The sequence below is a fragment of the Phyllobacterium sp. UNC302MFCol5.2 genome (assembly GCF_000686005.1).
Taxonomy (GTDB): Bacteria; Pseudomonadota; Alphaproteobacteria; order Rhizobiales; family Rhizobiaceae; genus Phyllobacterium; species Phyllobacterium pellucidum.
This window is the reverse complement of the sequence record NZ_JMLL01000011.1, coordinates 523,724-544,896: the sequence shown is the minus strand read 5'-3', so window position 1 is coordinate 544,896 and position 21,173 is coordinate 523,724. Positions and strand designations below refer to the sequence as shown.

Annotated in this window: 21 protein-coding genes and 1 other RNA gene; 10 read left to right on the top strand and 12 right to left on the bottom strand. The window is 59.5% G+C overall.

Features of this window, described 5'->3' with window-relative positions:
- Positions 1 to 113 precede the first annotated feature (113 nt).
- Complete coding sequence (locus BR48_RS0113965; protein ID WP_027231869.1) at positions 114 to 3,899, top strand: AsmA family protein; 3,786 nt, start codon at positions 114 to 116, stop codon at positions 3,897 to 3,899.
- A gap of 30 nt (positions 3,900 to 3,929) precedes the next feature.
- On the opposite strand, the gene BR48_RS0113960 is transcribed toward BR48_RS0113965, so the two are convergent.
- From BR48_RS0113960 to BR48_RS24600, 5 genes are all read right to left on the bottom strand, one after another.
- A complete protein-coding gene (locus BR48_RS0113960) occupies positions 3,930 to 4,415 on the bottom strand; it encodes a VOC family protein (RefSeq protein ID WP_027231868.1) in 486 nt (161 codons plus the stop codon).
- A 101-nt stretch (positions 4,416 to 4,516) separates the two neighbouring features.
- Positions 4,517 to 4,747, bottom strand: coding sequence for a ribbon-helix-helix domain-containing protein (locus BR48_RS0113955; RefSeq protein WP_027231867.1), 231 nt, complete (start codon positions 4,745 to 4,747; stop codon positions 4,517 to 4,519).
- Positions 4,744 to 4,962, bottom strand: coding sequence for a DUF4169 family protein (locus tag BR48_RS24605; protein WP_036814435.1), 219 nt, complete (start codon positions 4,960 to 4,962; stop codon positions 4,744 to 4,746). Before BR48_RS24605 ends, BR48_RS0113955 begins: the two co-directional genes overlap by 4 nt.
- Before the next feature lie 2 nt (positions 4,963 to 4,964).
- Entirely contained in the window at positions 4,965 to 5,534 is a 570-nt protein-coding gene (locus BR48_RS0113945) for an SspB family protein (protein ID WP_027231866.1), read from the bottom strand.
- Between the two features lie 182 nt (positions 5,535 to 5,716).
- A complete protein-coding gene (locus BR48_RS24600; RefSeq protein ID WP_245273479.1) occupies positions 5,717 to 6,373 on the bottom strand; it encodes a TetR/AcrR family transcriptional regulator in 657 nt (218 codons plus the stop codon).
- A gap of 241 nt (positions 6,374 to 6,614) precedes the next feature.
- Between BR48_RS24600 and BR48_RS0113935 the strand changes: the two genes are divergently transcribed.
- Positions 6,615 to 7,823 (top strand): multidrug effflux MFS transporter, encoded by a 1,209-nt coding sequence (locus BR48_RS0113935; RefSeq protein WP_027231865.1) that lies wholly within the window; start codon positions 6,615 to 6,617, stop codon positions 7,821 to 7,823.
- Positions 7,824 to 7,886: 63 nt separating this feature from the next.
- Here the strand turns inward: BR48_RS0113935 and BR48_RS0113930 are convergent, their stop codons facing one another.
- From BR48_RS0113930 to ssrA, 4 genes are all read right to left on the bottom strand, one after another.
- A complete protein-coding gene (locus BR48_RS0113930; RefSeq protein ID WP_027231864.1) occupies positions 7,887 to 8,444 on the bottom strand; it encodes an AAA family ATPase in 558 nt (185 codons plus the stop codon).
- A 210-nt stretch (positions 8,445 to 8,654) separates the two neighbouring features.
- Positions 8,655 to 9,134: an SRPBCC domain-containing protein gene (locus BR48_RS0113925; RefSeq protein ID WP_051614969.1), complete on the bottom strand. Its 480-nt coding sequence runs from the start codon at positions 9,132 to 9,134 to the stop codon at positions 8,655 to 8,657.
- On the bottom strand, positions 9,127 to 9,468 hold the full coding sequence (locus BR48_RS0113920; RefSeq protein ID WP_027231862.1) for a metalloregulator ArsR/SmtB family transcription factor: 342 nt from the start codon (positions 9,466 to 9,468) through the stop codon (positions 9,127 to 9,129). Before BR48_RS0113920 ends, BR48_RS0113925 begins: the two co-directional genes overlap by 8 nt.
- A 138-nt stretch (positions 9,469 to 9,606) precedes the next feature.
- Positions 9,607 to 9,963, bottom strand: a transfer-messenger RNA (tmRNA) gene (gene ssrA, locus BR48_RS25870).
- Positions 9,964 to 10,106: 143 nt separating this feature from the next.
- On the opposite strand from ssrA, the gene BR48_RS0113915 reads away from it, so the two are divergent.
- Complete coding sequence (locus tag BR48_RS0113915) at positions 10,107 to 10,418, top strand: DUF2853 family protein (RefSeq protein WP_027231861.1); 312 nt, start codon at positions 10,107 to 10,109, stop codon at positions 10,416 to 10,418.
- Between the two features lie 54 nt (positions 10,419 to 10,472).
- Here BR48_RS0113915 and BR48_RS0113910 read toward each other — a convergent pair whose 3' ends face one another.
- Entirely contained in the window at positions 10,473 to 11,561 is a 1,089-nt protein-coding gene (locus BR48_RS0113910; RefSeq protein ID WP_027231860.1) for an FAD-dependent oxidoreductase, read from the bottom strand.
- A gap of 331 nt (positions 11,562 to 11,892) precedes the next feature.
- Between BR48_RS0113910 and BR48_RS0113905 the strand changes: the two genes are divergently transcribed.
- The 6 genes from BR48_RS0113905 (at position 11,893) to BR48_RS0113880 (ending at position 17,327) form a co-directional block, all read left to right on the top strand.
- Positions 11,893 to 12,687: a thymidylate synthase gene (locus BR48_RS0113905; protein ID WP_027231859.1), complete on the top strand. Its 795-nt coding sequence runs from the start codon at positions 11,893 to 11,895 to the stop codon at positions 12,685 to 12,687.
- A 43-nt stretch (positions 12,688 to 12,730) separates the two neighbouring features.
- Complete coding sequence (locus BR48_RS0113900) at positions 12,731 to 13,231, top strand: dihydrofolate reductase (protein WP_027231858.1); 501 nt, start codon at positions 12,731 to 12,733, stop codon at positions 13,229 to 13,231.
- Between the two features lie 191 nt (positions 13,232 to 13,422).
- On the top strand, positions 13,423 to 14,529 hold the full coding sequence (hflK, locus tag BR48_RS0113895) for an FtsH protease activity modulator HflK (protein ID WP_027231857.1): 1,107 nt from the start codon (positions 13,423 to 13,425) through the stop codon (positions 14,527 to 14,529).
- Positions 14,526 to 15,470: a protease modulator HflC gene (locus BR48_RS0113890; RefSeq protein WP_027231856.1), complete on the top strand. Its 945-nt coding sequence runs from the start codon at positions 14,526 to 14,528 to the stop codon at positions 15,468 to 15,470. Before hflK ends, BR48_RS0113890 begins: the two co-directional genes overlap by 4 nt.
- Positions 15,471 to 15,482: 12 nt before the next feature.
- On the top strand, positions 15,483 to 15,668 hold the full coding sequence (locus BR48_RS0113885) for a DUF2065 family protein (protein ID WP_027231855.1): 186 nt from the start codon (positions 15,483 to 15,485) through the stop codon (positions 15,666 to 15,668).
- Positions 15,669 to 15,776: 108 nt separating this feature from the next.
- Complete coding sequence (locus BR48_RS0113880) at positions 15,777 to 17,327, top strand: DegQ family serine endoprotease (protein WP_027231854.1); 1,551 nt, start codon at positions 15,777 to 15,779, stop codon at positions 17,325 to 17,327.
- Between the two features lie 27 nt (positions 17,328 to 17,354).
- On the opposite strand, the gene serB is transcribed toward BR48_RS0113880, so the two are convergent.
- The gene (serB, locus tag BR48_RS0113875) at positions 17,355 to 18,242 is read right to left on the bottom strand and encodes a phosphoserine phosphatase SerB (RefSeq protein ID WP_027232002.1); all 888 of its coding nucleotides are present in this window, start codon (positions 18,240 to 18,242) and stop codon (positions 17,355 to 17,357) included.
- A gap of 27 nt (positions 18,243 to 18,269) precedes the next feature.
- On the opposite strand from serB, the gene miaA reads away from it, so the two are divergent.
- Positions 18,270 to 19,151: a tRNA (adenosine(37)-N6)-dimethylallyltransferase MiaA gene (gene miaA / locus BR48_RS0113870; RefSeq protein WP_155810882.1), complete on the top strand. Its 882-nt coding sequence runs from the start codon at positions 18,270 to 18,272 to the stop codon at positions 19,149 to 19,151.
- Here miaA and BR48_RS0113865 read toward each other — a convergent pair whose 3' ends face one another.
- Complete coding sequence (locus tag BR48_RS0113865) at positions 19,152 to 21,050, bottom strand: ATP-binding protein (RefSeq protein ID WP_051614967.1); 1,899 nt, start codon at positions 21,048 to 21,050, stop codon at positions 19,152 to 19,154.
- Positions 21,051 to 21,173: the final 123 nt, after the last annotated feature.

The window sequence follows — 21,173 nt, the reverse complement described above, 5'->3', positions numbered from 1 at the left end:
GATTCGGGGCGCTGAACCTTTTTCTGAGGATTGCGTGCGAGCGAGGCGCTCGTCACGCCCGCGTGCGCAATCTTCTGCTATAGCGCCCAAGATAGAGTGATCGGAGCGGGAACCTGGCACGCCTTTTTGTTTTCATTGGTGGACTCCTCGTCCTGGTGCTGACTGCAGCGCTGATCGTGCCTTATTTCGTCGACTGGGCCGGTTATCGTTCGTCGTTCGAGCGGGAGGCGTCGGCGCTTCTGGGCCGCCCCGTTACGGTTGCGGGCAGCGCGAGCGCGCGTCTCCTGCCGTTTCCTTCGGTAACATTCTCCGATGTGCGGGTCGGCGATCCCGGCACCGAGCCCGTCATGACGATCGACAAGTTCTCAATGGATGCCGAGCTTGCGCCCTTTATACGCGGCGAAATCCTGATTTTCGACATGCGCATCGAGAATCCGCGGGCCACCGTTCGGATCGACAAGGACGGGGCGTTCGACTGGGCGATCCGTCCGCGTACGCCGTTTCATTCCGCGCAGGTACGGCTTGAAGACATGCGCATCACGGACGGATCGATCATCATCCGCGATGCTTCGACGGGAACCACGCGTACGGTTACCAATCTGGATGCCACGCTTGCAGCGAACGATCTGTCCGGACCCTGGAGCTTCGATGGCACGCTGTTCTTCAACGGCAAGAAGACCGCCGTTACTGCATCGACAGGCGCGGTCAAACCCGATGGTACGATGAACCTGCGCACCCGCTTCACCCCTGACAGTGTTCCGGCCTCGTTCGAAACCGACGGTCTCGTTTCGCTTCAAAACAGCGGCCTTAAATATACCGGCAGTATCGCCATTCGCTCGGCCGATGAAGTCGCTGCGGCAACGGGCGCCAAAGTCGAGCAGAAAAAAGCAAAGCCGCTATTGTCCAGCCTGCGGGTGACAGGCCGCTTCGAGGCCGACCACGCCAAGGTGACAATCCCCGAGTTCCGCATGGAGCAGGGGCCCGTGGACGATCCTTATGTGGTCAATGGCACCGCCCTGTTCGATTATGGCAAGACCCCCCACTTCGAAGTGACGGCAGATGGGCAGCAGGTCACCTTCGCGGAGCAGGCTCAGCCGGCGAAAGGCTCAACGCCGACCCCGATAACGGCGGCCGAGCGTCTGGCGGTGTTCCGCCGCCTCATGGACCAGCTGCCAATTCCAACAGTGCCGGGCAGGATCGACCTCAAACTGCCCGCGATCGTTGCGGGCGATACGACCATCCGCTCCGTCACCATCGACGCTGCGCCATCCGCAGCTGGCTGGACGATCAACCAGTTGCGAGCCGAACTGCCGGGACGCACGCAATTCGAGGCAAAGGGTACCTTAAGGGTCGGCGATGATTTCGGCTTCGACGGCCGGTTGCTCGTCGCTTCTCGGCAGCCCTCCGGGCTCGCAGCATGGCTGACCAATTCGGTCGACGAAGCCATCCGGCGTCTGCCGGGCGCGGGCTTTTCCGGCGATGTAAGCCTGCGCGATGACCTGCAGAAGATCGACAATCTCGAGGTTGCCCTTGGCGGGGCCTCGCTGAAGGGTTCGCTTCTGCGAAGCGCCAAGGGCGAATCCCTGCCGCTGACGCAATTGGTGCTCGAGGGCGGCGCGCTTGACGCGGATGCGCTTGAAGCATTCGCCGCCATCTTCGGCAATAATAGCCAGCCTTCGGACGATGGCTCACCGCAATTGCGCGGACAGGACCTCGATGTGCATCTTAAAGCTGGACCCGTCACCCATGGCGGCCTTGTCGCAGAAACGCTCGACACCTCATTCCGCCTGCGCGACGGCGTCTTTGATATAGATCGCCTGACGATCGGCAATGTCGCCGGGGCAACCATTACCGCAACCGGCAAGCTCGAACCCTTCAAGGCGGAACCATCGGGCTCGATAGATTCGACCGTGCTTTCCGACAACCTTGCTCCCTTCGTGACGGCCATGGCGCGAAGGTTTCCCGACTTCCCATTCATAACGTCGCTCAGCCAGCATGCGGTAAGCTATCCCGGCCTTTTTGAGGAAACCAAGCTTAACGTTCTCGCCAATAGCCTGCAGGGAAAAAGCGGTGCCAACGAGTTCTCCTTGAGCGCGGCCGGCAAGACCGGCGGGATGGACGTCACGCTTTCAGGTACGACCTCGAAGAACAGCGAGGGTTTGCGAAGCCTCGAACTCACCATGGATTCGCGCAGCGAACAGGCGGAAGCCCTGATGGCGTTCATCGGCCTGCCGGCGCTGCCTCTTGGGCTTGCTGGCGGGCTTGAAGCGGATCTTGCCTTGAAGGGCAACGAGAAGGACGGGCTGCAGACGCAACTTTCGCTTAAAGCATCGGACGGACAGGCGCTCGTCGATGGCGTGTTTCGCAATATCGGCGATATTCTCAGTGGCGAAGGTAGGGCCTCGATCAAGGCAGCGGACCTCGAACCCTATATCGCGACGGCAGGCTACACGCTTCCAGGCTTTGGCGATGGCATGCCCGTGGATCTCGCGAGCAGCTTTCAACTTGGCAAGGGCAGGCTTAACCTTCCCGATCTTGCGGGCCAGGTGAGCGGCACCAAGGTCGGCGGACGGCTCGGAATAGAAATCGCCAACCAGGTCCCCGACGTTCAAGGCGATTTGAATGTGGCGCATCTCGATCTTGCGACTCTCGGTGACTTCATGCTCGGGACCAGCGCGCTCCAAGCGGAGGCACGCGGGCCATGGCCGACGAAGACGTTTTCGGGCACGCCGCTGTTTCCCCTGAATTTCAAGCTGAAGCTTAATGCAAACGAGGCGGATGCCGGTTTCCTCGGGACGATCGGCAAATTTCAGGCAAACACGGCGCTGAAAGACGGATCGTTACGCTTCGATGACGCGAAGGGGGATATTCTCGGCGGCAATTTCAACGGCATGTTCGAACTGCGCAATACCAGCGGAACGGGACTGGCAACAGGTCAGTTCACCCTGGACGGTACGGCGCTCGATACGCTTTACAAGCCCGATGAGGACGTAATCCCCTTCGTGCCGCTCCGCGGCAAGACAAAAATTTCGGCATCGGTCAATGCAACCGGCACGTCAGTGGCCGAGATGATGCAATCGGTGGCGGGTTCCGGTGTCATTTCTGTCGCCGATCTTGCGATCAATGCTCTCAACCCAGCGGCATTGACGCCGATTGTGACGGATACGGATGCGGCCGACGGGCCGGTTACCCCGGCAATGATCGACGCCACGATCGGCAAATATCTCAACACTGGCGAGTTCAAGGCCGGCGCTGCCGAATTCGCCTTCACCATCGCCGGCGGCATGGCGCGCACGTCGACGTTCCAGTTGGCGAGCGAGGGAGCGACGCTTGGCGCCGATCTTAGGGTCAACTTTCCGGATCTCACCGTCGCGTCGCAGGGACGTTTCGTTTTCGATCCCGGAAAGTCGATCGTGGCCGGGGCCGATCCCGTCGTCGAGTTCAGCCTCTATGGACCTTGGGCAGCACCGAAGGTGACGCTCAACCAGCAGCCATTGGAGCAATTTCTGACGCAGCGGGCGCTTGAACGCGAGCAACAGCGGGTCGACGCCATGCAGGCGGCGCTTGTCGAAAAGCAGCGGCTGCGCCGCGAGGCTCAACTCTTCCAGGCGCGTGCGGACGAAAGGCAGCGTCTTGCCGAAGAGGCGCGGTTGAAGGCTGAACAAGAGGCAAGGGAAGCGGCTGAACGCGCCGAGGCGGAAAAACGCGCCGCCGAGGAGCGGGCGGCTGCAGCAAAGAGAGCGGCGGACGAAGCTGCGGCCCAGAAGGCCCTTGAACAGGGACAAACGCCGCCCGCGCAAGGGCAGGGCGGCGCAGCTGTGGCCCCGTCACAGGGATCGGGTACGATAAACAAGCAGTCCGTCGACGAGTTTTTGAAGACGCTCGAACCAAAATTTTAGGTCGGGGAGAATTCCGTCGATGAGCGCGGTCTATCCGGCGTCATAGGCCCGTTGCAGCTCGGCGATTTCAAGCTTGTGCATATCCATCAATGCATTCATGACGCGCGTCGACCGGTCCACGTCCTTGTCCTGCAGCATTTCCATGATCAGCGATGGAACGATCTGCCATGACAGGCCAAACTTGTCCTTGAGCCAGCCGCATGGTCCGGGTTCGCCGCCATCGGCTGTCAGTTTTTCCCAGTAGTAATCGATTTCTTCCTGGTTGGCGCAGTCGACGGTGAGGGACACGGCCTCGGTGAATCTGAACTGCGGTCCGCCATTAAGGGCGAGATATTCCTCGCCTGCCAACTGGAACTTGGCGATCAATACCTTGCCTTCCTTTTCCGGGTCGCTCTTGCCCCAGTGGGTTATTTCAAGAACCTTCGAATCCTTGAAAACCGACAAATAGAACTCAATCGCGTCCTCAGCATTTCCGTCGAACCAAAGGCATGGCGTAATCTTCTGGTTGGCTGGCATCTATCCTTCCTTTCGATTTGAATTCAACCGCTCCGAGGACGAACGAGCATGGGCCGGGCCTACACTTGGCCGATATTTTTTTGCAGAGTCGCAACAGCTATTTACGGACGATTGTTGCCGGCGTTTCTCACCCAACCGAGAACATGAAGCCTTAACGCCGACGAAAGATTGGAATTGCGGTCGCGGGTCTCATCCACTTCGGCAATGAGGCCGGCGATGGTCAGATTGCGGGCTTTGGCGATGTCGAGCAGAAGGTCGTAGAAAGCGTCTTCGAGCGAAAAGCTCGTGCGGTGGCCATGAATGGAAACCGAGCGCTTGCGGACGGCGCTCACGTCTTGTCCGTAGGCACGTCAGCCGGGTCGGCGGCGTCGGGCTTTTCCAGCCTATTGACGTCGAGAAAGCGCGCGGCCTTGTTGGTCTCATCGCGCTCGAATTGCTTTTCGACCTTGGTCCGACCGTACCGGATGCGGTTCTCGGCGGCGTGCTTGTCCTTTGCGTCCTTGGCCCTGCGCTTCTTGACCAGGCGAAGGTTGACGATCTCGCCCACGGCTATTTTTTCTTGCGGAAGGAGTCCAGCGATACGACGGAAGCCGATGATTTCTCGCCGTTTTCCTCAGCAGCTTCGCCGCCTGCCTTTGCAGGCTTCTTCGCTGCCTTGACGGGCGGCTTCGGCTTGGCGCTGGGCGTTGCGACCTTGGGCTTTTCGGGCTGGGCAGGCGCGATGCTGGTGACGCCCTGATCATTGTCCCCGACCGTTTCAGCAATCTCGACATCGAATTCAAGTTCGAAATTGACCGAAGGATCATAAAAGCCGCGAATGGCCGAGAACGGCACGACGAGGCGCTCCGGCACGTCGCCGAAGGAGAGGCCAACCTCGAACTGCGTGTCGGTCACCTGCATGTCCCAGAACTGATGCTGCAACACGATCGTCATCTGCTCGGGATATTTCTCGTGCAGCCGGGTCGAGATTCGCACGCCGGGCGCGCCAGTCAGGAAGGTGACGAAGAAATGATGATTGCCCGGGAGACCTGCCTTGGCAACTTCGCCGAGCACTTTGCGGATGACGCCCCGAAGCGCTTCCTGGGCAAGTATATCGTAGCGGATCATATCTTGTGGCATGCATTCTTATCCCATGGATTCACCCCTGCCTGTCAAGCGAAAGGGTGACCGAATTTCGACCATTATGGCGCATGGCTAAAGGAATTGCGACCGCTTGTCAGCACTGCGCTTAAATTTAACGTGATGGGCTGCGCGGATCGTTAAGCGCAGTGAGCGGAGAGGGAAAATGGCGGCAATATTGATCAGCCGACAACCGAAAGCGGCGGGCTCAGGCGGTTCGAATCGTTGCCTTGGGGGGCATAGGCGCGCAGGAACGTGCGGACCGCATTGCGCGACGCGCTCTCCATCTGTTCCTGGCTCGGCGTGTCGCCGAACAGCGTTACCATCTGCAGGTCGGCGTTGACGAGCGCAAGAAACTGGCGCGCGGCGACATCGACATCGTCAATGTCGAGGATAGCTTTGTGGTTGAGGCGGGCGAACAGCGCGGCAAGGGCCGTGGTAATCTTGCCCGGCCCATGCTGGCGCCATGCCTCGAACAGATGCGGATAACGTTCGCCCTCACTTTGGACAAGCTTGCGCAAAAAGCGCCCGTCCTGATTGCAAAGGCAATTCTGGGTCAAACGTATGGCAAACCCGGTCAGTTCGTCCTCGAGATTGTCACTTTTCTCGGGAAAGGTCGCAAGGACCGAGAAGAGTGCGGCATTGGCCCGGTCCATGACGTCGGCGACGACGGCGGTAAACAGCGTTTCCTTCTCGCGGTAGTGGTTGTAGATGGTCTGGCGCGAAACGGCGGCCTCGACGGCAATTTCGTCGATACTCGCTCCGGAAAAGCCTTCGCGGCAAAACACGTTGGCAGCGGCGTCGAGGATGGAAAGGCGTTTGGCACATTGGCCACGCATGGTGGGCCCCGCGGATTTCAGGGCAACGTCACGATTTGTCATGAATGAAAGATAAGGCGTCTTGACGTTTTAGACAATGGTGTCCAATTTGACACTTGTGTCCAAAATTGTTGACACGCCAATTAACGCGGTACGTGTACGTCCTCCCAAGACTGTGCGCTCCGTCAAACCTCATCCTGATCCTAAGGCACCGCGGAAACAATCCGGTTTCTGCGCCGCAGCTTTTGAAAGATTTGGCATCATGACGACATCCTTCTTTCGCAACGCTCTCATCCTCGGTCTTCTCACTGCGATCGGCCCATTTGCCATCGACATGTACTTGCCGGCCATGCCATCGATCGGCAGGGAACTCGGGGCAGAAAACAGCGCCGTGCAGCTGAGCCTACTGGCATTCTTTATTTCGTTTGCAATTTTCCAGTTGTTGTACGGTCCCTTGTCCGACATGTGGGGCCGCAAGGCGCCCCTCTACATAGGCATCGGCCTCTTTGCCGTCGCCAGCATCGGCTGCGCCCTTGCGCAGGATATCGAAACGCTCGTCGCATTCCGCTTCCTGCAGGGAATTGGCGGCGCCGCCGGCATGGTCATTCCACGGGCGATCGTCCGTGACATGCACACGGGCGTCCAGGCGGCCCGCCTGATGTCGCTGCTGATGCTGGTCTTCAGCATTTCGCCGATCCTGGCGCCGCTGACGGGCAGTGCCGTCATCGAATTTTACGGTTGGCGCGGTGTTTTCTGGGCGGTGATGATCGCCGCCTTCATCGGCCTTATCCTGCTATCGACTCAGCTCAAGGAAACGCGCCCATCCGAGGCGCGTGCCGAAAGCGGCCTTGGCAGCACCATGTCGGCCTACCGCCTGCTTCTTGGCGACCGGAATTTCCTGACGCTCACTTTTATCGGCGGCCTCGGCATATCCAGTTTCCTTGTCTATCTCGCGAACTCGCCATTCGTGCTGATCGATCACTATGGGCTGACGCCAACCCAATACAGCATAGCGTTCTCGATCAATGCCGTGTCGTTCTTTGCTGTATCGCAATTGACCGGCTGGCTCGGCGACCGCTTTGGCCTCGTCCGCGTCATGCGTATGGCGGTCACGGCGTTCGCGCTCACCATGGCGGCGATGGTCGTGGTCATGAGCCTTGGTATCAATCAACTGCCGGTGATGGCGGCGTTCCTCTTTGTTGGATACGGCTTCCTCGGCCTCGTCATCCCGACAACTTCGGTTCTGGCGCTTGAGGACCACGGTGAAATCGCCGGTACGGCGTCGGCGCTGATGGGTACGCTGCATTTCGTCACCTCGGCGATAGCGATGGTCATTGCCGGCGTGTTTTTCGACGGCACGGCCCTGCCGATGGCCATAGGCATCGCTCTTTGTGCGGTTGGCGCTTTCGTTCTTACCCAGGCAACAATCGGCAGGCGCCGCGTCGTTGAGGCGGGAGCCGCTGCCGAATAATTCTGATCCTCCGTCAGAAGCATGCGAAGGCTCCCGGAACGCGCGTTCCGGGAGCCTTTGTCGTCAAGGGACGGCGCCTATGGTTTCGATAAGGAAGGCGACCCGCTCCGAAATCGGCACGCGTGGAACCTCGACGAGCGCATAGCCGCAATCGCTGTAGGCCGAAACCATTGCGTGAAAGGTCCGCTCGGCCTCTTCAAGCGTTTGTTTGCGCTCTGTATCCTGTGTGAATATCTCCGACCACGGCGGCAGAATGAAAACCGTCGGGTTGTAGCGGAATATCCCTGCTGCCTCGCGGACATGGGCGGGAACTTCAAGGCCGCTAAGCTCCAGATAGCCAACAATGTCGGGCACGCCGCGATCGAAGAAGACGAGGTCGGCGCTGTCGGCTGCGCTATCGTAGGAACGCATCTCCCACGACAACATCAGTTCCGCGAAGATGGCGGGGTCCTTCCATGGCAGGGCAGGGCCATCCACTATCTGATGATGGCGGATGATCGCACGCCCGGCCTCGGTCGAGGTCGCGTATCCGTGCCGGTCAAGGGCTGAGATCAGGCTCGTCTTGCCCGAGCCCGGACCGCCGGTGAGAATGATGAAATTGTTCTGGATGTGTTGCTGCATAAAATGCTCCGGCTCGACGGTTGCGGAAAGACCGTGGCCCGTCACGCGTTGACGTCAGGCACAGACTGTAACATCCGGGCCGATTGAAATTTGGGAATTTGGGGAGTGCGCATGGGCAAGCGGGGGAGGGTGCACCAGCACCGAAATCGAATGCCATCGCTATCATAAGGGCGGCGACGAACCATCGCCACCCCAAATTCGAAGTCCGAATTATTCGCGCGCGAGCAGGGCTTCGAGGCGGTCGAAGGCGCTGTTCCAGCCGGTGACATGGCCGTCGCAACTTTCCGCCGTCTCGAAAACGCTCTGGCGGAATGTCATCAGCGTCTTCGCCGCCTGATCTTCAAACGTGATGTGGACAAGCGTCTCGTTTCCAGGCTTACCGTCCTCCTGGTCCCAGGCAAAGGTGAAGGCCAGCGTTCGATTGGGTACAATCTGCTGGTAGACGCCGCCGTGCCAGAGTTTTTTCCCCGTCGCTGCCGAATCGAGGCACGCGCGCCACTTGCCGCCAACGCGAAAATCCGCTTCCACCTGGGTTGCCGGATAATCACGCGGACCGAGCCACTGCATCATCCGTTTCGGGTTGGCGAAGGCCGCGAAGACGACGGCAGGGGGCGCATTGAACAGTCGTGTGATGGTAAGGACGCGTCCCGCAGTGTCATTCGTCACGTGGGCCCTATTGGTATCAGCCATCTTGCTCTCCGTTGTTTTGTACTTCGTGCAGATAGTCTTCCAGGCGGTCGAAGCTGCTTTCCCAGAACTGGCGGTAGCGTTCGAGCCAGTCGGTCGCTTCCTTCAAAGGCTTGGCATCGAGACTGCAGGGGCGCCACTGCGCTTCACGGCTGCGGATCACAAGCCCCGCCCGTTCAAGCACCTTCAGATGTTTGGTAATTGCGGGTCCTGACATGTCGAACGGCTGCGCGAGTTCAGTGACCGAGGTTGTTCCAAGCGACAAGCGTGCCAGGATTGCGCGGCGCGTCGGGTCAGCGAGCGCTGAAAATATTGTGTCGAGTCGATCAGGCGTCATCTTAACGGAACCAAATGGTTATTTAACTTGTGAGTTTAATACACCTTGCGTTAACGGCGGTCAAGCGGTCGTCGACAAATGCAGACGTCCATCGGGCGAGGTCCGAGGCGAATTTTGTTAAAAAGAAGCAGAGAGGGAAGTGGAGGCTTCTGTTGCCAGGTGCCTCCGAACCCCGCCTAGAAGTGCGAACCCCTAGGACTTGATTTGAAGCTATCGCACCGCATTAAGCGGCGAGACGTGCTTCCGCATAGTTGTCGTTTGCAACTACTGAGTTAGCCCGATAACGGTGGTACAATGCCGGGCAAAAGAGCGATCTTTACACCCTTGTCGATCCTGTGTCGCCCCCGCCACAAGGCAGCGCCTCGGCTGCATTGTGGTGGAGGCGCCGGGTACTGCCCCCGGGTCCAATGGGCTTATTGTATCGTCCGTTTATCACCATAGCCGACCGAAGCCGGCACGACTTATATAGGGCCTGATTTGTTGAATTGAAAGAGTGCATTGACTTCAAATCGTTGCTGGGGAATGTTTCGACTCGTATACAGAGTCACCGCCTCATGCGTCGGCCAGTCGCGAGGCGTCTTCAGGTTTCAGGGAGGCTGCAATGCGGGGCATTGCACCCAGCAAGCAGGGGAATTTCCATGACTGACTATTTGAAGGATGTACGCCATTACGACGCAGCTGCCGATGAGGCGACTGTTGCCAAGATCGTCAAGCACCTCGGCATTGCCCTGCGCAACCGCGACTCGTCACTGGTATCCTGCACGGACCCTGATGAACTCAAGCGGGTACGTACCAACTGGGTAGAAAAGAAACTTGGCCTCACCGACACCGCCAAGGCGGAAGCCGCCATCGAGTCGGTTTGTGCCGCCATGAAGGCTGACAACACCAAGAGCCGTGTCACCTTCTACTATTTGACGGCGAAAGCACTCGGCGCCCTCGGAAGCCTCTGATCCACGCTTTCCTGATCGATGTGAAATCCCTGGCCGTGCGCCGGGGATTTTGCGTCAGGAGGCCGCGCGGCCGGCGACTTCAAATCGCTCCAGCCTATAAGGCGCGAGGCGTTCATCTACAGCCTGCGTCATGATTTCGCCGCCGACCATGGTTCCTACCAAGGGGGCGAGGGTGACACCTGAATGCATGACGGCAATGTAAAGGCCGTCGCAACCTTCTGGCCGGCCAATGACGGGAAATCCGTCCGCAGGCGTCGGGCGATATCCTATCGTGTGAAACTCAAGGGCAATATCGTCTGCATCCCGAAACATTGCCTTGACCTTGGCGAAGAGAGCTTCCGCGGTTTGGCCAGGATCGTCGCCGGGCTCGCTTCCCGCGAAATCGCTGCCGGCAATGATGCGCCCGGCCGCCGTCTGACGCATGTGGACTTCTGGCGCAATCACCAATCCATTCAGTCTCTGCCGTGTCGGCTTGGAATGAACTATCAAACCGGGCGGCGTCTCAAGCGGCACTGTAACGCCGACAGACGCCGCAAGCTTGGTAACAGCGGCTCCGGCGGTGAGCACCACCATGTCGGCCGTCATTTCACCGGAAGAGGTCCGGACGCCGGTAATACGCCCACCTTCCTCGCGCAGGGCGGTGACGGTCACATTGTCGATCAACGTTGCGCCGTGGGCTCGCGCATCGGCAAGCAGTATGCGCGCGGCGTCGACCGGCTCGACTGCGCCTTCCTCCGCAACGGCAACCGCGAAGTCCGGATGTTCTGCGAGGTTTGGCTCCAGATTGGAAGCCTCAGCACGGCCAACGTGCCTGATATCGTAGCCCCAGCGTCCGTGCTCGGTCAGATAGGCATGCAATTCATCAGGCGCGAGGTCCCAGCACAGGCTGCCGCACCAGCGTAGCGGCATGTCCGGCAATTGCGATGCAAGCTGCCGCCACTCAGCCATCGCGCTACGTCGCAGCCGGAAATAGGGTTCCGGATTGCCCCAGGTCGCGTTGATCCAGGCGAAGGAGGCAGCGGTCGCAACGCCGCCCGCGTGCTCGGAGAGCACGGTGACTTCAGCGCCGGCTTTCGCCAGCGAGCGGGCAATTGATGCGCCGATAATGCCGGCGCCGACGACGATAATTTTCATGGACCTCATTTGCTCTCGAAATTGCGACGGCTGGGATCGTCCTGTGGAGAAAACCGGCAAAGACATCGCCGGATGCCGCATCCGACACTTGGGGGGAGCAGCCGGCCCACTTCACCGCGATGTTAGCTGCCATGGGTAATCACATGCGCTCTTGCTATTCAATCAAATTCAAAATGGCGGGTCATCAAAAGGCAAATGTCGAACGACTTCAGACAGATCGAAGCGATCAGAGCTTGATGCTCATACGCGAGGCTTATGCCCTCATGCGCTCTGAAGCCGGGATACTGTGGATTGGCGAAAGCGATGGTTTTTCGCCGGTCGAATCTGCTAAGAAAGAGGCATGCGCACTTATCTCGATCTTCTCCAGCATGTCCTGGACACAGGCGTCGACCGCGGCGACCGGACCGGTACCGGGACACGTTCCGTGTTCGGCTACCAGATGCGGTTTGATCTTTCGGCAGGCTTCCCGCTGCTGACGACGAAGAAGCTCCACCTCAAGTCCATTATCCATGAGTTGCTGTGGTTTCTCGAGGGCGATACCAACATCGCCTATTTGAATGAGCACGGTGTCACCATCTGGGATGAGTGGGCCGATGAGAACGGCGACCTTGGGCCGGTATACGGCTACCAGTGGCGTTCCTGGCCGGCCGCCGATGGGCGGCACATCGACCAGATTGCCAATGTGGTCGAGGCGATAAAGACCAACCCGCATTCGCGGCGCCTGATTGTTTCGGCGTGGAATCCGGCGCTTGTCGACGAGATGGCCCTGCCGCCATGCCATTGCCTGTTCCAGTTTTACGTTTCGGATGGAAAGCTTTCCTGCCAGCTCTACCAGCGCTCGGCCGATATTTTCCTGGGCGTACCCTTCAACATCGCCTCCTACGCGCTGCTGACGATGATGGTGGCGCAGGTAACAGGCCTGAAGCCCGGCGATTTTGTCCACACGCTTGGCGATGCGCATCTCTATTCGAACCATTTCGAACAGGCCAGGTTGCAGCTTGGCCGAACGCCCGGTCCCCTGCCGAAGATGCACATCAATCCGGCGGTAACGGACCTCTTTGCCTTCAAATATGACGATTTCCGTCTGATAGATTACGTCGCCGAATCCAGCATAAAGGCGCCGATCGCCGTTTAGGTTTTTTCGTCGCGGGTGCTCATTAAGAACGGACGATGTCAGCATGATCAGTTTCGTGGTTGCAATTGCCGAAAACGGCGTCATCGGACGAGAGAACGGCCTGCCTTGGCGGCTGTCCTCGGATCTGAAGCGCTTCAAGGCGACGACAATGGGCAAGCCTATCATCATGGGCCGCAAGACCTGGGATTCGCTCGGCCGCCCGTTGCCCGGACGCACCAATATCGTCGTAACGCGCGACGCTGCCTTCGGAGTCGATGGCGTCATTGGGGTTCGCTCCGTCGATGAAGCGCTGGTCGTGGCCGGCAGTCATGCCTCTGCCGACAAGGTCGACGAGATCTGCATCATTGGTGGGGGCGAAATCTTTCGCCAGACCTTGAACCGCGTCGACCGGCTCTACGTGACCTGGGTGCTCGCTGACATCGATGGCGACGTGCACTTTCCGCCGATCGATCCCAAGATCTGGGCCGAGGTTTCCAGCGAGGAATTCCCGGCTGGCGAGAAGGACAATTATCCGACGCGGTTTGCCGTCTACGAGCGCCGCTGAGTGCGCGTATAAACTGCGCGCGATATGAAAATATCGTGATAAGGAACCATAATCGTTCGGCTTTTTACCAAATTCGCGCGAAATCCGGCCGCGCGCGTTGAAAGCGTGCCCTGCCATCCCTATAAACGGGACATCGTGACAGTGGGAGGAAGCCAAGGGGTTGGCGTTTTCCTTCAAAATATGAGGTAGGAATGCCCTGGAGTAATCAGAACGGCGGCGGCGGCCCATGGGGTGGCGGCGGTAACAATAGTGGTGGTGGGGGTCCATGGGGCCAGAAGCCGCAAGGGGGCGGTGGCGGTAATCCGCCGGACCTCGAAGACATACTCCGTCGCGGTCAGGATCGTTTGCGTCAGGCTCTGCCTGGGGGTTCCGGCGGCAGCCCTGCTTTTTGGGGGATTGCAGCCCTCGTTCTCGTTGCTTTCTGGCTTTTCCAGTCGGTCTATACGGTGCAGCCGGATGAGCGCGCGGTTGAACTGCGCTTCGGCAAGCCGAAGCCCGATATCGCCGAACCTGGCCTGCATTTCCATTTCTGGCCGATCGAATCCTATGAAAAGGTCGAGATCGTCGAAAAACAGAAGAACATCGGCGGTCAGGGCGCACGCGGCGCCAAGGAAGGCCTGATGCTATCGGGCGACCAGAATATCGTCGACGTCCAGTTCTCCGTGCTCTACCGCGTTTCCGATCCTGTCGCCTATCTCTTCCATGTCGAAAACCCGGAGAATCTGGTGCAGCAGGTGTCCGAGAGCGCCATGCGCGAGATCGTCGGCCGCAGTCCGGCGCAGGACATTTTCCGTGACAATCGTGCGGGCATTGCCAACGACGTGCGCGGTATTATCCAGAAGACGCTCGACGATTATGGCGCTGGCATGCAGATCAATGCCGTATCGATCGAGGATGCGGCACCGCCGCGCGAGGTCGCCGATGCCTTCGATGAAGTGCAGCGCGCCGAGCAGGACGAAGACCGTTTTGTCGAAGAATCGAACCAGTATTCCAACCAGAAGCTCGGTCAGGCCCGCGGTGAGGGCGCACAGATCCGCGAAGATGCGGCCGCTTACAAGAACCGTATCGTGCAGGAAGCCCAGGGTGAGGCGCAGCGCTTTACCTCAGTCTACGATCAATATGTGAAGGCGCCGGAGGTTACCCGCAAGCGTCTGTTCCTCGAAACAATGGAGCGTGTCCTGAAGGACTCCAATAAAGTGATTGTCGATCAGAGCGGCCAGGGCGTCGTTCCTTACCTGCCTCTGACGGAACTGACCAAGCAGCAGCAGCGTCCGGCAGCCGAGGGGGCGAAGCAATGACCCAGAACCGCCTCCCCATCATCGTCGGCCTCATCGCCCTTGTCGCCTTGCTGGTCTATTCGTCGATTTTCGTCGTTCGCGCCGGCCAGCAGGCAATCGTCCTGCGCTTCGGCCAGATCGTCGACGTGAAATCCGACCCCGGCATCTATTTCAAACTGCCGTTCGGTTTTCTGGAAGCCGACAATGTCCAGATGATCGAAGATCGTCTCCTGAGCTTCGAACTCGACAATATCCGCGTGCAGGTCTCCGGCGGCAAGTTCTACGAAGTCGATGCCTTCCTCGTTTACCAGATCACCGACCCGCGTAAGTTCCGGCAGACCGTGTCGGGTGACGTTACACTGGCGGAAGCCCGCCTGCGTACCCGTCTCGATGCCTCGTTGCGTGGTGTCTATGGTTTGCGCGGTTTCGAGGCTGCGCTGTCTGATGAGCGCGCCGGCATGATGCATGAGGTACGTGAACAGCTGCGTCCCGATGCGGAATCGCTTGGCCTTAAGATCACCGACGTACGTATACGACGGACTGATCTCACCCAGGAAGTCTCGCAGCAGACCTTCGACCGGATGAAGGCGGAGCGCCTTGCGGAAGCCGAACGCCTGCGCGCCCGCGGCCGTGAAGCAGCCCAGCGCATCAAGGCCATCGCTGACCGCCAGGTGGTCGAGATCATCGCCGAAGCCCGCAAGGAATCGGAAATCATGCGAGGCGAGGGCGAAGGTGAGCGCAGCCGCGTCTTTGCCGAAGTGTTCTCCAAGGATCCGGATTTCTTCTCGTTCTACCGGTCGATGACGGCCTATGGCACCGCCCTCGACAATACTGGAACGACGATGGTGCTTTCGCCCAATTCCGAGTTCTTCCGCTATTTCCAGGACTCGAATGGAAACCTTCCTCCGGTGAGCGGCACCACCTCGCCGGCGCCGGCCGCTCCTGCGCCTGCCCCGCAATAGGGGCAGGCTCTCATGGTAGACTTTCTCGATGCCGTAGGGCTGTTCCTTGTGTTCGAGGGCGTGCTCTACGGCTGTTTTCCCGTGGTAGCCAAGCGCGTCGCACGCGACGTCAGCGAGCAGCCTGACGGGTTCCTGCGGATCGCCGGCGTGGCGGCGGTGGCGATCGGTGTTGCCATCGTCTGGCTTGCACGCGGATAAGTGGTCAAGGCCGCCGTTCATCAAACCTTTGTGTCGGCGGCCATATTTTTGTCTACTCTCACCGTTCTGTTGTATTATTTCCACGTTAACCGATAGGGGACCGAACGCATGGTTCTAAACACTGGTCGCACCTTCTTCCGTTCCACCACGGCAGCAGCGGCGCTGATTGCATTGGTTGCAGCGGGCGCTACTCCCTTGTCGGTCAATCACGCATTTGCGCAGGCGCAGGCGGCGCCGGTACCGAACAGCCTGCAGCCGCGGGCTCAAGGTCCAGCTTCCGTCGCTGATCTTGCCGAAGGGCTTCTTGACGCCGTGGTCAACATTTCGACGTCCCAGACCGTCAAGGGTCAGGATGGCGAGTCAGGTCCGGTACCCATGCCGAAGGTTCCGGAAGGCTCGCCCTTCCAGGAATTCTTCGATGAGTATTTCGGCAAGCAGAAGCCCGGACAGAACAATCCCTCGCATCAGGTCCAGTCGCTTGGCTCCGGCTTTGTTGTGGACGCGGCGCAAGGCATCGTCGTCACCAACAACCACGTGATCGCGGACGCCGACGAGATTGAAGTCAATTTCAACGACGGCTCGAAGCTCAAGGCGGAACTCGTCGGCAAGGACACGAAGACTGATCTTGCCGTGCTCAAGGTCGATCCGAAGAAGCACAAGCTCGTTGCTGTCAAGTTCGGCGATTCCGCCAAGACGCGGATCGGCGACTGGGTCATGGCCATCGGCAATCCGTTCGGCCTCGGTGGCACGGTTACGCTCGGCATTGTCTCGGCGCGCAATCGCGATATCAATTCCGGACCCTATGACAACTTCATTCAGACGGATGCGGCCATCAACCGGGGCAATTCCGGTGGCCCGCTGTTTGACATGTACGGTGAGGTGATCGGCATCAACACTGCGATCATTTCGCCGACCGGCGGGTCTATCGGCATCGGCTTTGCCATTCCGGCAGAGCTTGCCTCCGGCGTCATCGCCCAGTTGCGCGAGTTCGGTGAAACCCGCCGTGGCTGGCTTGGCGTGCGCATTCAGCCGGTTACCGACGAGATTGCCGAAAGCCTCGGTATGCCGTCGAGCAAGGGCGCGCTCGTCGCCGGGATCATCGATGGCGGCCCCGTCGCCGATGGTTCGATTCTTGCCGGCGACGTGATCACGCGTTTCGACGGCAGGGAGGTCAACAATGTCAAGGACCTGCCGCGCGTGGTCGCGGAGAGCCCGGTTGGCAAGGAAGTCGATGTCGTCGTCATCCGCAAGGGCAAGGAGCAGACCGTCAAGGTCAAGCTCGGCAGGCTCGAAGATACCGATCAGCAGGCCAAGAAGGATGATCAATCCAGTCAGGGCGAGGACAACAATGCCCTGCACGGCGTCGATGTCCTCGGCATGACCCTCGGGTCGCTCGACGATGACAGCCGGAAGTCGTTCGGCATCGCCAAGGAAGTGCAGGGTGTTCTCGTCACCGAAGTGCAGAAAGACTCGATTGCCGCCAACAAGCGTATCGAAGCCGGCGACGTCATAGTCGATATCGCGCAGGAAACGGTTTCGACGCCTGAGGACGTCGCGGCACGCATCGAAAAGCTGCGCGACGAGGGCCGCAAGAACGCGCTGCTCATGCTGGCTTCAAAAACCGGCGAGTTGCGGTTCGTTACACTGCAGATGGATTGATGGAGCGCGGCGGGCTAGCCCGCCGCCTCAAATTACGAAATCCTTCTTCCGGTAACCTTGCACGTAAAGCAGGGCTGTCAGGTCACCGTGGTCGATGCGAACGCGTGCCTGCTCGGCAACGACAGGCTTGGCGTGAAGCGCCACGCCGGTTCCGGCAAGCTGCAGCATGCCGAGGTCATTGGCTCCGTCGCCCACGGCAATCGCTTCACTTGGCGACAGGTTGAAACGGTCGCAGATCGATTTCAAGGCGGCGACCTTCGCCTCGCGGCCAAGAATGGGCTCCCGGACTTCGCCGGTCAGCATCTTTCCGTCGTCAAGCAATGTATTGGCGCTGTTTTCGTGAAAGCCGATCATATCGGCTATGCGCTGGGTGAACACCGTGAAGCCGCCGGAAACGAGGGCGGTATAGCCGCCGAATTTCTTCATCGTCCGCACCAGTTCAGGACCGCCCGGCATCAGCGTGATGCGGCTGGCAATGACCTTGTCGATGACACTGTAGGGGAGGCCCTTCAAGAGCAAAACACGTTCGCGCAAGGCTGGCTCGAAGGCGATCTCCCCGTTCATTGCCCTTGCCGTGATGGCCGCAACCTTGTCGCGCAGGCCTGCTTCCTCGGCGAGTTCGTCGATGCATTCCTGCTGGATCATGGTGGAGTCCATGTCAGCAATCAGGATCTTTTTGCGCCGTGCATCCTGGTCCTGCACGACGATATCGATGGGGCTGCCGCCGAGCGCATCCGCAAGCAGCGCATGGGCCTCAGTGAGGTCGGTGCCATCTTTCAGCGCAATATCGCAGGCAATTCCATCGGCCAGCCAATAAACACCTGTTGCATTGACCGCCGCCGAGGCTTTAATCCCGAGCGAAGGCGAAAGGCCCGCCATGGCGGGATTTGCGATGAGGGTGGCCATCAAAGGCATGGGACAATTTCCGATCGGGCGGTTGATGTGACAAGACAGGCGATCCTGATAGCTGGACCGACGGCAAGCGGCAAGTCGGCGCTTGCGCTTCGTTTGGCGAGGGAAGCGGGCGGGGTGATCGTCAACGCCGATTCAATGCAGGTCTACGACATATTGAACCTTCTGACGGCTCGGCCGAACGTCCACGATCTCGAGATCGCGCCACATTATCTCTACGGCCATGTTTCGCCTGCATTTGCCTATTCGACCGGCCGCTGGCTTGCAGATGTCGAGGCGCTGCTGGGGCGTGCGGAACTGTCAGACAAGCCTGTCGTATTTGTAGGCGGCACAGGCCTTTATTTCCGGGCGCTTTTGGGCGGGCTCTCGGCCATGCCGGATATTCCCGCAGAAATCAGAGCGCACTGGCGGCGTCATGACGCGGAGCACGGAGCCAACAAATTGCATGCGATCCTTGCCGGGAAGGACCCACTGGCTGCATCGATCTTGCGGCCCTCGGACAGCCAAAGGATTGTGCGTGCGCTGGAGGTTATCGATGCATCGGGCCGTTCTATCGTCGATTGGCAAAAGGAGACCGGACGCCCGCTGATCGATCCCCGGACGACGCGCAAGATCGTCATCGATCCGGACCGGGCGTGGCTCGGCGAGCGCATTGCCGTGCGCTTTCAAACCATGATGACATCGGGCGCGATCGAGGAGGTCAGCCAACTGCTGGCCCTGGAACTGCCAAACGAATTGCCTGCGATGCGGGCGATCGGCGTCAAGGAGATAGCGGAAGTCATTGAAGGCCGGTCGAGCGCCGAGGAAGCGGCCAATCGCGCCATAATCGCCACGCGCCAATATGCCAAGCGGCAAATGACGTGGTTTCGCAATCAGCTCGGCGACGATTGGGAGCGCCTGGCCTATCCCTGATCAGGGCTTGTCGGTGCGGAAGGTGCGGATGAGATCGCTGGCCCGGAAACGTTCGATACTTTCCTGCCGCGGCTTGGCTTGCTCATCATTGCGCATCGCCGCATTGAGCGTCCGCCATTGGGCGCGGACGGGATCCGTCGCGGCCGGCGGCTGAGGACGTGGCGCGGCAAATGACTGCGGCGTCGCGTGAGCCATTATCCCATCCAGATCGTCGAAGTCGCTGTCGTCGCCACTGTTGTTTTCCGCCGCATTGAGTTGGCGCATGCGCGTCAGGATCATGTCGAGCGAAACATGTGTATCGCCAAGCCGGGACGATTGCTGGGTCCTTGCCATGTGCGCGGCAGGCAATTGATCCGGCGCTATCGTCTCGAACATCATGCGCATCGGGGTCGGAACGGCTTCCCCAAAGGCTATGGCCTCGCGATTGGCGATGGATGAAAGAAACCCGATCGTACTCTGCGACGCGCCGGTTATGGCGCCGCGGATGATTTCCTGGTCGCGCTCATTGCCGAGCCGCATGGCGAAGACCGTGCTGCACTGAGACAGGATCGTCGGGTCGAGTTCGCCCGGGCGCTGCGTGATGACGGCAAGATAGACGCCGTATTTGCGTCCTTCCTTGGCAATGCGGGCAACGGCTTGGCGCGTCGGCCAGAAACCGCCATTTGGATCGGCGGGAATATAGCGGTGTGCTTCTTCGCAGACGACAAGGGTCTGCACGCGCCCGTCGCTCGAAAGTGCAAGGTCAAACGCCAGGCGGCATAGTACCGACGCAACGGAGTTCACGACTTCGGATGGCAGGCCGGCCAATTGGAAAACGCAGATCGGCTGGTCGTTCTTCGGTATGCGGAATATGTGGCCGATCGTCTGGCGCATCGTGTCCATGGTCGTCGGCGCCGAGAACATGAAGCGGTAGCGCGGATCGGCGACAAGCGCCTGCAAGCGCTGCTTCAATGCCTTCATCGTCGGACGGTCCGGCTTGCCTTCGAGCTGGCCTATACGCTCATCAATAAGCTTTATCAGGTCGGTGATCCGGTACGGCGAGGGCGTATCGGCCGTCATGGAAGAATAATCGCGGTCCTTTTTGAGGAGCGATGCGCTGGTAGTCCCTTCCGCGCTGGCAAAGCGCTCCTTGGCGAGCGGGATCAGATCACGCAATATATCGACTTCCGCTGCAACCGATGGGCGTCCGCGGAAGACTGCCTCGGCGAATTCCTCCAGCCGGAATAGCCAGTAGGGCAGGTCGAATGTTGTGTAATCGATCGAAATGGCGTGCTCGGGAAACGCACTTGAAAATTCATTGTGCGGATCGAGGATCAGGACGCGCAGATCGGGACGCTGGGCGATAATCTTGCGCAGGAGCAGCGAGACTGCACTAGACTTGCCGACGCCGGTGCTGCCGAGGACGGCAAAATGGCGCGATACGAGGCTGTCGATGGAGATCAGGGCGGGAATATCGGCATTTTGCGACAGGTGACCGACCGACACGGTGTTGGTCATCGTAGCGTTGTAGATTGCCGCGAGGTCTTCCGAGCGAATACGGTGCCCCACCGCTCCCATATAGGGATAGGTGGCGATGCCGGAGGAGAACCGCAGCGTCCCGTCGCTGAGCGTATCGACCTGCCCGACGAGTTCGATGTGGACGTGAATGATCTGGTCGTCGCCAGGTTCCCATTGGGCGTTGGGAAGATCGACCTTGTAGACAAGGCCGACAACGCGGCTGTGAGCGACCTGTATCGAGATGAGCTGGCCTACCGTCCAGTAGTCCTCCGACGCAGAGACGGATGGTCCGGACTTTGCATGGATGATCGCCTTTTCGCCGTTGCACTCGATGACATGACCGTCGGTTCGATTGCGAAGGAAGGGACGGGGCTGCTGGGAAGGCAAAGCTTCTGAACTCATTGGCGGCGTTCAATCCTGGGCGAGGAGGAATATTGATATCGTTCACAACAACCCTAAGCTGAGACGCATTGAGATTATGTTAGTCCAGTAGTTTGCATTTGAACGATATGCGCAGGCGCCTTG

Bases quoted from the DNA above. Each gene is read 5' to 3' on its own strand.
- BR48_RS0113880 (WP_027231854.1), top strand. From the start codon at position 15,777: ATGGTTCTAAACACTGGTCGCACCTTCTTCCGTTCCACCACGGCAGCA.
- BR48_RS0113945 (WP_027231866.1), bottom strand. From the start codon at position 5,534: ATGCCACAAGATATGATCCGCTACGATATACTTGCCCAGGAAGCGCTT.
- hflK (WP_027231857.1), top strand. From the start codon at position 13,423: ATGCCCTGGAGTAATCAGAACGGCGGCGGCGGCCCATGGGGTGGCGGC.
- BR48_RS24600 (WP_245273479.1), bottom strand. From the start codon at position 6,373: ATGCGTGGCCAATGTGCCAAACGCCTTTCCATCCTCGACGCCGCTGCC.
- BR48_RS0113890 (WP_027231856.1), top strand. From the start codon at position 14,526: ATGACCCAGAACCGCCTCCCCATCATCGTCGGCCTCATCGCCCTTGTC.
- BR48_RS0113925 (WP_051614969.1), bottom strand. From the start codon at position 9,134: ATGGCTGATACCAATAGGGCCCACGTGACGAATGACACTGCGGGACGC.
- BR48_RS0113960 (WP_027231868.1), bottom strand. From the start codon at position 4,415: ATGCCAGCCAACCAGAAGATTACGCCATGCCTTTGGTTCGACGGAAAT.
- BR48_RS0113905 (WP_027231859.1), top strand. From the start codon at position 11,893: ATGCGCACTTATCTCGATCTTCTCCAGCATGTCCTGGACACAGGCGTC.
- serB (WP_027232002.1), bottom strand. From the start codon at position 18,242: ATGCCTTTGATGGCCACCCTCATCGCAAATCCCGCCATGGCGGGCCTT.
- BR48_RS0113865 (WP_051614967.1), bottom strand. From the start codon at position 21,050: ATGAGTTCAGAAGCTTTGCCTTCCCAGCAGCCCCGTCCCTTCCTTCGC.
- BR48_RS0113915 (WP_027231861.1), top strand. From the start codon at position 10,107: ATGACTGACTATTTGAAGGATGTACGCCATTACGACGCAGCTGCCGAT.
- BR48_RS0113930 (WP_027231864.1), bottom strand. From the start codon at position 8,444: ATGCAGCAACACATCCAGAACAATTTCATCATTCTCACCGGCGGTCCG.
- BR48_RS0113920 (WP_027231862.1), bottom strand. From the start codon at position 9,468: ATGACGCCTGATCGACTCGACACAATATTTTCAGCGCTCGCTGACCCG.
- BR48_RS0113910 (WP_027231860.1), bottom strand. From the start codon at position 11,561: ATGAGGTCCATGAAAATTATCGTCGTCGGCGCCGGCATTATCGGCGCA.
- BR48_RS0113885 (WP_027231855.1), top strand. From the start codon at position 15,483: ATGGTAGACTTTCTCGATGCCGTAGGGCTGTTCCTTGTGTTCGAGGGC.
- BR48_RS0113935 (WP_027231865.1), top strand. From the start codon at position 6,615: ATGACGACATCCTTCTTTCGCAACGCTCTCATCCTCGGTCTTCTCACT.
- BR48_RS0113900 (WP_027231858.1), top strand. From the start codon at position 12,731: ATGATCAGTTTCGTGGTTGCAATTGCCGAAAACGGCGTCATCGGACGA.